The following is a 9,655-nucleotide window of genomic DNA, read 5'->3' on the forward strand; positions in this document are numbered from 1 at the left end:
CCAGAGCAAAGAGAGCATGTAGAGCGAGGAATTGAGATAGACAATCATCATAATGAGGAATTCCTGCATAATATGCGTAAATGGGGAAAAACGGTAAAAAATGAAAGGAAAACAGCTACTGGTTTTCGTAAAGAAGCTGAGGAAGAAGCCCAGAAAGGGAGTGAAGCTGATCCAAAAAAAGTTGTTTATGGTGAGGCGGGATACCTGGCACATACGATATTTGGCTCAATCAAGGCGGGCATGAATCCGTGGGTCAGTAATGAAGATATACTAGACTGTGGAGCTATGATTGAATATATTACTGATTATAATCCGACTGTGAATAAGTAATGCGAATTTATATCAGAATCTTAACTATTGATACAATGGTTAAGACTCTGATATAAACAGGGATTAATTATTAGATATTCTTTCCAAACTTGTTACAGTAGGGAGCGCGCTAGGAGGACTAGAGAAATAAAACTGGCGCAGCTCTTAAAGACTCGAAACACTGTATCAATGAAGCAAACTCTCGCTGCTCTAAGGGATCATTTATGTTATAATTTCTCTTTTTTGTATAAAAAGGAAATAAAGGATAATTATGTTTACTTTCTTTAAACTACCCCAACAAAAGAAAACCTCTCCATCCCCATTCACTACTCAAGCGGAAGTCTTAGAGAAATATAATCTATACCTTAATGATAACGGTGATCCGGTCGGGATGTGTCGGCCAATGACTAATGCTTATCTCAGTCTTATTTTACGTGGAAAAAATCCTGGAGAATATTTAGCAAATGATCAAAGATTTTTAGAATTGGCAATTAAAGAAGAAAATAAGGAATTAGAGTCCAGAAATCCTGACGTTGATCATTTTGCTTTTGAAGAAAATAACATTCCACACTTAGATAAAACTGTCGAAAAAAGCTCTTTAAAAAAAGAAACTCTCTCTAAATTACTAGAGGACAGTCAACATCTTCTAATTACTTACCCACAAAAGAAATTTGAACATGAGTTTTATTTGGGCAAAAAAATGGATGGCAATTGTCGCTTTTTTGATGCCAATATAACAGGTGGTGAAAGAAATGGGCCTTGCGACGAACTAATTTCCAATATAGTTGAAATAATGAAATCTCGGTATACAGAGGAAAATAAGCCTTTTCGTATTGGCATGAGTTAATAGCTGGTTTAAGAAAACCGTTCAGGGTACATCACCTCAATCTTGGTGGAATGCCAGAGTTGTGTCCAGCTTTACATTCAAGATGAGCCAACTATGGCATTCCGGCGATACAGCGTAAGCAGTTACAATTTAAGGAAACCCGATTCTGAGGCCATTAAAAGCCGTAGGTTCGAGGAAAATAGGGAGGGAGCACTATATTTAAGAATATTGTGGAGATAAAAGAGAAGAGTCTCGATGGTCCACTATCTCTTCCTCCTGGACTGAATCATCTTTGCAATAATTTCGTCCGATAATTTTACAAAGATTGATTTTATCCTGTTCTGGTAAATAAGAAACCACCGATTCCGCGATATTCTCAAATCGGTCTTCATCAATTTCTTCATTATAAGGAATAGTATTTTCCATAGGAGCATTATCATTTATTTGCAAGTCCATGGCCATGTAGATTGAATTAAATAACCATTTTGCCTTTCTGATTTTGTCTTGTAATTTTCTTTCCTCCTCATTTCTTGGTGCCGAAAATAAAGAGAGTGCCCAACCATATAAGCCGCTAATTTTCGGTTTTTCCTGCTTAGGTTCGATAATAGCAAAGGCTCTATAACACTCAATGACTTTATTGATTAATTCGCCTTGATATTGTCGATATTTTGGGGGTATTGGGGCATTCCTTAATAGCCACTCCAGTTGTTGCAACCTTCTTACAACTGTTTTTATTTCCTCAGAATACTCGGCATCTACTTCAAATAATTTGATGGTATCCTCTGACAATGCCTCAAGCTCTTGAGGAGGAACAGTCCAATAAAGTTTAACCTCAGGATCTTTAAAATCACGGTAGTAGACTATCTTACCAGAAGATTTTTTATGCTGACGCAAAGGCCCTGTGCTATGTAAAAAAATGGGCTCCATTACACCACTAAATCTGGGCAAGGTAGGGTGTTTGCCATATTCTGTCAGTCTTTCGATTTGCTCTTTTGACAATACGTAAGACAATAATGACAAAGATTGGGTTTTACAAGTATGAGAGAGTGCTAAACTAGGCCCAAACAATCCCCACGTCAAGCGCAGTTCAAAAGGTTTTAATCTGGTTCCCTCCCTTGCTGTTCCGCTTTTATCTTTTCAGTTTCGTAAATTAATCTTGAGAACTGCTCATGGGAGTAAATTCTGGTTTTCTCTGGTGGTTTCCCTTTAATGCCTTGAGTTTCAACAAACTCATTTATCGCTTTCTCTTGATCATTTGCTGTCTCCATACATTTTTTCTGCAAAAAATCGAATTGCTGTTTCGTCAATTCGAAAGTCACTCCATGCAGACCACAACCCAAATCAAGGAATCTAAGCTCCTCATGTTTCAATATTCCATGATTACCAACTAAATCGACATCCAGGCCAATTTTAATTTTGAGTTGATCAAACCAAGAATCACTTCGATTAGTTGTTGGCAATCCATAAAATCCCCAAGTATCAACCACTTCCAGTAATTTATTAGTTTCATCGAGTTGTGAAAGCAATATACAACTATGCCACAATGGATTCCCACCAGCTTCTCTATCAAAAGTACAATAGGTGACAGCATATTTCATATCAACATCCTCAATAATTATTGTCCCGAATTATCTGAATCTGATTAAATAATTCTTTAAATATTATTTTACGTTCGATAGAAGCCAAATCGGAGGCAACATAAAAGACCTAAATGCCTTATTTTGTCGAACTCACGTTATTTACAATAAGCTATAAGGACATTTTCGTAAAGAGTTAGGAGAAGGTAAAATTTAATACTAATATCAATAACATTAATTTAATAAGGAGAAAACCCATTATTACCGATTGGAAAATGAAACAGTATATGAGAATATCTTGTGGGCTATTACACATCAGCAAATATAGCAGGAGCTGAGCTCTTTCTTGGCCCAGCATAATTATTAAGTTTGACAAAGAATTTCTATAGATAAAATATCTCTATTACAAACATGGGTCCTTTATCCCCAATTATCAATTAATTTCGCCTGATTCAGTTGCTCATAGGCACGCTTCGCAGGCAGAAAATTAGGATATTGAGTAACTAAACGCTGTAAAATCATTCTTGATAACATTTCCTCTCCATGATTCCACTCATTTAACGCATCAAAATAAATCATATCTGCATTTTGCCCATCAAATTTGGGCACTTGATTAAATAGGACCGGCTCCACATAGCTGACTTTATCTTGGGTTTGTGCATTTAATCTTTGCAATACCCGACGCGCTTGTAAACTACCGTTCTCGCTGGCTTGCTCCAATAATTGACGTCCTTTTTCAGGCAGCTGCTCCCCCGCAGTTCCTTCAATGTAATAGGTACCTAGTTGATATTGAGCATAAGCGTTTTGTTTTTGTGCTAATTTCTCATAAAGACTAGCCGATCTCTTTTGATCTTTTTCTACACCAAGACCGTAATGATACATTCTAGCTAAAGCCAGCATTGCTTTTTCATTACCTTTATCAGAGGCCTCTTGGTAATATCTTAAAGCATCAGGAAAATCCAGTTTAATACCAACACCTGTTTCAGATAATAATCCCAAGGCATACAAGGCATTACTATTACCTAAGCTTGCTGCTTTTTTATACCAAACCAAAGCTTGTTGTTCATTTCTCGGCTGCCCCAAACCATAAAAATACATTCCCGCTAATTGGCTCATGGCCTCTGGGATTTCTTGTTCTGCAGCGTCTTTGAGTAAGGCTACTGCTTTAGAATAATCCACTGGCACACCTTTACCATACTCATACATTAAGGCCAAATTGTAGGCACCTAATACGTCTCCTTTTGCTGCTGCCTGCTCATAAGCTTTTAAAGCTTGAGCATAATCATCATCCACCGTTTCATAAATAAAACCTAATGCCACATCAGCCTGAGGCAATCGTTCTGCAGCTTTTTGATACCAGTATTTAGCCAAATTATAATCAGGCTCACCTATTGCCCCAACCTGATAAAATTGACCCAATAAATACTGCGCCTTTGGATTACCTTGCTCAGCAGAAGCAGTGTACCAATGTTGTGCCGCAATAGGATCAGGTTCTGCCCCTAATCCTTTTTGCAGCATATAAGCCAATTTTAATTGCGCATATTGATCGCCCTTATCAGCCAAGCCTTTGTATATCTCTTTGGCTTGATTCATTTTTTCCGGATCGTTACTGTCAGACAAATAATAATCCGCCAATACTATTCCAGCATGACTATTACCTAATTCGTAAGCATTAATTAAATCGGGTAGGAAATCTTCTCCTGATTGTTGTCTCAGTACTGCCAAGTTAAAATCAGCATAAGAAAATTTAGCGTCTGCAGACTGTCTCAGCAGCTCACTTCCTTTTTCTTTATCCTGAGCAACATTCTTCCCTTCTGTAATATACGTGCCTAATATAAATTGGCTTACTGGATTTTGGCCGGATTTTTGATACCAATAGATGGCTTTTGCTGGATCAGACATTGTGCCAATGCCACGATCATAGAGCATGCCCAATAGCAAAGCGCCTTTTTCATTACCCATTTCAGCCTGTTCTTCAGCTACTTTAAATGCCTGATCCTGTTTTTGCTTATCTTCATCCATCGCATTATAAAATGCTAAGGGTAATAAAGCTTGCGCCACCCCATTTTTTACTGCTCCTTGATATAATCTTCGTAATAACGCGATTTTTTGTTTTCTGACCTCTACACTTAGGCCATTATGATAATCTCTTGCTAAATACTCAGCCAAATCATATTGAGCTGGGCCATAGTTGTTTGCTGCTGAGAGATACAGCATGGCCATTGCTTGTTCATTATTTGGTTTAACATGCTCTATTCCGTCAGCACCAACTATTCCTTTCTGCAATATTCTTGACAGTACATACTGTGCTCTTTTGTTCCCTTTGAAAGCAGAATCTGTTAACCAGGTTACTGCTTGCTGGAAATCATTTGGATCTTTACCATGCTTTAAATAAAGTATTCCCAAATTATATTCAGCGCCCAAATGCTTTTGTTCTGCTGCATTTTGATAAAAAATAATGGCTGAAGCGTCATCTTGAACTAGACCAATACCATATTGAAACAATTGACCAATTTCAAATTGTGCTTGAGCATTCCCTAATATTGCTCGGAAATACAAATAGTTAACAACAGACATGTAATTAACAGTTTGTTGCCATCCTTTAGTCCAAAGCTCCATTGAATCAAATTGGGAATCTTCACTTCCATCATAATAATTATAATTGGCATCAATATAGGGTGCTGGCAAATTTATTTTTTGCACCACTGGACTATACGCTCTCTGCAATGCTTCTATATAGGGATTAAGTGCATAAGTGGGATAAACCCATTGATTTTCTTGAAATTCAAGTTCCTTACTAATCAATGCATCATAATAATTACTTATAGGGATGTCGTTAGGTTGAGTTAATTCAAATTGTGGTTTGAAAATATCCTGACGTGCTATTGTTTCCAGTTTAGGAGATTGGTTATAACTATTATTTCTCAAAGCGGATTTATTTGACCATGGGCTAAATATCCCTTTCATCTGATAAGCAGTCTCATCTATTTTGTCAGTAGCATCATTGCTTAACCATAATGCGGCTTGAACTAGAGCTGGAGGGTCTTCTTTTTTCTTTTCATTTTCTGAAGCCTTAAGAGCCCATTGTTTGGCTAATCCTTCATCGGCAGTTACCCCAATACCCTTTTGATATAAATTGGCTAATTCTTTTTGAGCTTGAGTAGAACCATTTTGTGCTGCTTTTAAAACCCATAAGAATCCTGTTTTAGGATCGTGAATTGGACTATTCTCTTGTAAATAGATATAAGCTAACTGAAGCAAAGCTTCCGTACTATGACGATTGATTGCCTTATTAAACCATTGAATAGCCTCATCATACTGATTTTGCATTAAAGCAATTTTTCCAAGCTCTACCATAGCAGGGGCATATTGCTTTGATGCCGCTTTATTTAACAGCTCAGTACCCTTCGGGATGTCTTTAGTTACCATTTGACCGGTGGCATAAAAGCGACCTAAAGCAGTTAATGCTTTAGGATCCCCACTCTCAGCAGATTTACTCAACCAAATCATGCCTAATTTTTTATTACTCCCATTCTTGCTGTCTAGGAAATAATCCGCCAAGGTATACTGCGCAATGGCATTGCCATTCTTTGCTGCATCAATATAGTAGCGTCTGGCAACATCTGTACTTTTCTTTACTCCGACCCCATATAAGTAAGCTGCTGCCATAAACATTTGTGCACTGACATCCCCTGCTGAGGCGGCTTGTTTAAACCAGCGGACGGCTTGCTCTGGATTTTTCTCATGAAGTAACTCATATTTAGCCATCAACTGGATCGCAGGCAAATAACCTTGTTCGGCTGACTTGGTAAAATAACGCATGGCCACATTATTATTTTTTAACTGACCGTAGCCATAAAGATAAAGCCGTCCTAAATAATAGTCGGCAACAGCATCCGTTCCTGCTTTATTAATTAGGGGCTCAGCTGCTTCGTTATAATTACCTAATCGATAAGCATTGAATAAATCATCAGCAAAAACTTGTTGGCTTGCAGATGCGACAAAAAAACACACCCAAGGTACTAGTGTTTTCATGAAAATTCCCCTCTTTCCTGGCTACCTATACTCCTGGTATAATGCCATAATGCACTACTTGACTGACTGCCCCGTTTCTTGTATTGCTATCAACTATCCAAAAATTACCTTTGTTGTTTAGACCAAACTTCACATTAACATATTCGCATACTTTAACTGCTTCTGCACAATCCACTATTTTCCCATAAGATGTTTTACCATCACCCAAAGTGCAAATGAATTTTACTTTTCTTTCACCAGTTGCTAAAACTGCCCAGGAATTACCCCTCACAGAATGATTTAGCCAATAGGAATATAGACTTTCCTTATCATGCATCTGATATAAACTTATAGTTTCTGGTAATTTATTGTAAATAAAATACATCGATTGTAATGCTCCCTCTTTACCAGGAAATAGAGTCAAGACTTTTAAATCCTGTTGATACCCAACGGGCGTACAACCTAATGGAAATTTAGCATCGTCCTTTTTTTCAGCTTTATCATTTGCAGTAGTCGCTGTGTTGGATTTTGACGCATAAACAGAGAAACTTAATGCACCAGTTAAGAGAAGCAACAAAATTGTTTTTATAGAATCTTTAGCTATTCTGTTCATTTTTTCTTCTCACTATCATTTAAAGGACGGACAATAACCTTAGTCCCATAAAATTATTACGCTCACTAGATAACTCAACAAAATTTTCGTTTAACCATTTTGCATCTTGGATAAACATACGGACACACCCATGGCTAGCTCTTACTCCAGGAATATCATCGGAGCCATGCAAAGCAAACCCTTTATGAAAGTACATGCAGTAGGGCATTTTGGCACCGCCTTTTCCTATAGGGAATACATCGGAGGTGCAGCGAACATTTTCCTTACTGAATACGCGGAAAATTCCTGTTAGGGTACGACAAACTTTATTGGAATCAGAGCATTTATCACTTCCAGAAGAAATGGGACCCCACCATACTAAATTACCTTGAGCATCATAAGCTCCCCAAGCCAGCTTCTCTTGATCTACAATAATTTGCTTTTCATTTTCACCTTGAATTTTGAGTGGGAAAGGAGAAACATCAAAAATATTAATACTGGCTAGATTCTTAGGTATCGCTATTTCTTTTCCAGACCAAAGATAATTATAAGTACGATTGATTCTTTGAACGATATCACGCTGAACTGGGTCAGGGAATAATTTTTCCCAAGTTTGCCCACTTGTTATCTTAATGCACTCATACTGTGGATATCCACACAATGCCGTTCCATAAAAATTTCCTGCATTAAGCACAGCTACCATTGACATCATGAATATTGTTAATAGTATTTTTTTCATGGTGCCGCCCCCTCATGCTATTTTAATCATTTCATGCAAAATTTGTGCTAAAAATTGAAAATCATGGTGCTTATCTCTTTTTCGGTCATTTTTAATATAAGTTTAGGCCTGAAAAAAAATTTTTACCTTTCTTAGGTATATATTAATTAACTTAGCACAGGCTAAAATAAAAACTTATGGAATCATTAAAAAATAAACGTGATCCATAGAATAATCCAATTGATTTTCTAGATTATCCTAAAATATTCCTATAAGATTCTAACGGTTTCGAAACCGCTGTTTAGACAATGGTCTTCTTTCGATGCCATGAGAATGGTGCAAGGAGAAACGGAGCAGAGAACCTCAGTGTGCGCGTTAGTACATGAGGATTCAGCCACCGTATCGACAAAGCAATTCTCCATGGCAGTAAAGTTCTGGAAGAAGCCTATTCTCTCTTTATCATTAGCTTGCGGATGTTAAATAAGGACTAAAACAATTTCACTTTAATAAAGAAATATCAATTATTAATTGCAATGGAAGTTAATCTATGAATTTTTGCGTTTTCAAACAAATCAATGTATCAAAAATCATTTCAGTTTCTAGTGTATTTATATTCATCACATTCGGTTTTACCATTACAGGTCGTTCAAAAACCATCGATTATCCCTGGACAATTTCCGCGAGTTTAGGATATGCCGATTATCAATACGTACACCGAGGTGATCACATCACTGCAGCAGGTCGTTTTGCAATAGGAAGAGATCTATTAATAAAAGGGCCCGCTTTGTTTGGACTTGAAATTGGTTTGCAAAGTGGAAACCAAATGAGATTACAAATGACAGAAGAGGAAATCGATGCTCTTGGAGGGCTTCTGGTTAAAACAACATTGAAGCCCATGGTAGATGCTTTAGCCACCATGCGCATTACCCCTAAGTTGACTGCTCCTTTATTTCTCCAACTCAAAGCAGGCGGGGCTTATCGGCAATGGCAAATGGATAGAGATACTATTAATGACATCTCTCAACTAGCAGGTGAAATAATGGCCGGATGTGGCTATACCATTACGCCAAACGCCAGCATCACCTTGTCCTATCAAGGTATATTTGGAGCTAAGCCGGATTTCACTATTGATTTAGAAAGTGGTATCGGACATGTACAAAATATCCCTATTCAGCATGCCGTTTTATTGGGTATTATTTTAATGATTTAACTAAGGACTAGTAATATTTCACTAGATTGGGTTTTCAAACCAGCCAAGATAGTAAAAATTTCAACAACCCTGGCTTACAGTAGGAAGTAAAAATGATATATAAGAATAAAATCCTCAACAGCATTTTATTAATTTTATTCACAACTCAAATAGCATTTGCCAAAAGCAATCCAGCATCACAAGCCTACGTTGATAACAAAGTCTCTGAGCTTAAGAATGAATTAACCACTAAAATTAATAGTATCCCATCTGGACCTCAAGGCCCCAAAGGCGATAAAGGTGAAGCCGGGCCTCAAGGAATGACTGGCCCTAAAGGCGATAGAGGCGAAACCGGGCCTCAAGGGTTGCCGGGCCCTAAAGGCGACAGAGGCGAAGCCGGCCTCAAGGATTGACTGGCCCTAAAGGCGAT

The 9,655-nt window shown here is 37.6% G+C and carries 7 protein-coding genes and 2 pseudogenes; 4 read left to right on the plus strand and 5 right to left on the minus strand.

Going from position 1 to position 9,655, the window contains the following annotated elements; translation table 11 throughout:
• The coding region (locus tag OK13_RS14635) for a hypothetical protein (RefSeq protein ID WP_035891426.1) at positions 1-330 on the plus strand (330 nt) is incomplete at its 5' end.
• Between the two features lie 250 nt (positions 331-580).
• Complete coding sequence (locus tag OK13_RS12930) at positions 581-1,156, plus strand: hypothetical protein (protein ID WP_052117691.1); 576 nt, start codon at positions 581-583, stop codon at positions 1,154-1,156.
• Positions 1,157-1,354: 198 nt separating this feature from the next.
• Here OK13_RS12930 and OK13_RS15935 read toward each other — a convergent pair whose 3' ends face one another.
• The 5 genes and pseudogenes from OK13_RS15935 to OK13_RS12950 all read right to left on the minus strand — a co-directional run bounded on the left by OK13_RS15935 (position 1,355) and on the right by OK13_RS12950 (position 8,057).
• Positions 1,355-2,203: a hypothetical protein gene (locus OK13_RS15935; protein ID WP_277619310.1), complete on the minus strand. Its 849-nt coding sequence runs from the start codon at positions 2,201-2,203 to the stop codon at positions 1,355-1,357.
• A 29-nt stretch (positions 2,204-2,232) separates the two neighbouring features.
• Positions 2,233-2,733, minus strand: a complete 501-nt coding sequence (locus OK13_RS15940) for a hypothetical protein (protein WP_277619311.1) — start codon at positions 2,731-2,733, stop codon at positions 2,233-2,235.
• 399 nt (positions 2,734-3,132) lie between these two features.
• Positions 3,133-6,747, minus strand: a complete 3,615-nt coding sequence (locus OK13_RS12940) for a tetratricopeptide repeat protein (RefSeq protein WP_035891427.1) — start codon at positions 6,745-6,747, stop codon at positions 3,133-3,135.
• Positions 6,748-6,772: 25 nt separating this feature from the next.
• Complete coding sequence (locus OK13_RS12945) at positions 6,773-7,339, minus strand: hypothetical protein (RefSeq protein ID WP_035891429.1); 567 nt, start codon at positions 7,337-7,339, stop codon at positions 6,773-6,775.
• Positions 7,336-8,057, minus strand: a pseudogene (locus OK13_RS12950) (L,D-transpeptidase). Before OK13_RS12950 ends, OK13_RS12945 begins: the two are co-directional and overlap by 4 nt.
• 526 nt (positions 8,058-8,583) lie before the next feature.
• Here OK13_RS12950 and OK13_RS12955 point away from each other — a divergent pair.
• Together OK13_RS12955 and OK13_RS12960 are read left to right on the plus strand one after the other, a co-directional pair.
• Positions 8,584-9,246, plus strand: a complete 663-nt coding sequence (locus OK13_RS12955) for a hypothetical protein (RefSeq protein ID WP_035891433.1) — start codon at positions 8,584-8,586, stop codon at positions 9,244-9,246.
• A gap of 92 nt (positions 9,247-9,338) precedes the next feature.
• Positions 9,339-9,655: pseudogene (locus OK13_RS12960) on the plus strand (collagen-like adhesin Lcl); the annotation flags it as partial.

The sequence above is a fragment of the Legionella norrlandica genome (assembly GCF_000770585.1).
Classification (GTDB): domain Bacteria; phylum Pseudomonadota; class Gammaproteobacteria; order Legionellales; family Legionellaceae; genus Legionella; species Legionella norrlandica.

Bases quoted from the DNA above. Each gene is read 5' to 3' on its own strand.
- OK13_RS12940 (WP_035891427.1), bottom strand. From the start codon at position 6,747: ATGAAAACACTAGTACCTTGGGTGTGTTTTTTTGTCGCATCTGCAAGC.
- OK13_RS15940 (WP_277619311.1), bottom strand. From the start codon at position 2,733: ATGAAATATGCTGTCACCTATTGTACTTTTGATAGAGAAGCTGGTGGG.
- OK13_RS12955 (WP_035891433.1), top strand. From the start codon at position 8,584: ATGAATTTTTGCGTTTTCAAACAAATCAATGTATCAAAAATCATTTCA.
- OK13_RS12945 (WP_035891429.1), bottom strand. From the start codon at position 7,339: ATGAACAGAATAGCTAAAGATTCTATAAAAACAATTTTGTTGCTTCTC.
- OK13_RS12930 (WP_052117691.1), top strand. From the start codon at position 581: ATGTTTACTTTCTTTAAACTACCCCAACAAAAGAAAACCTCTCCATCC.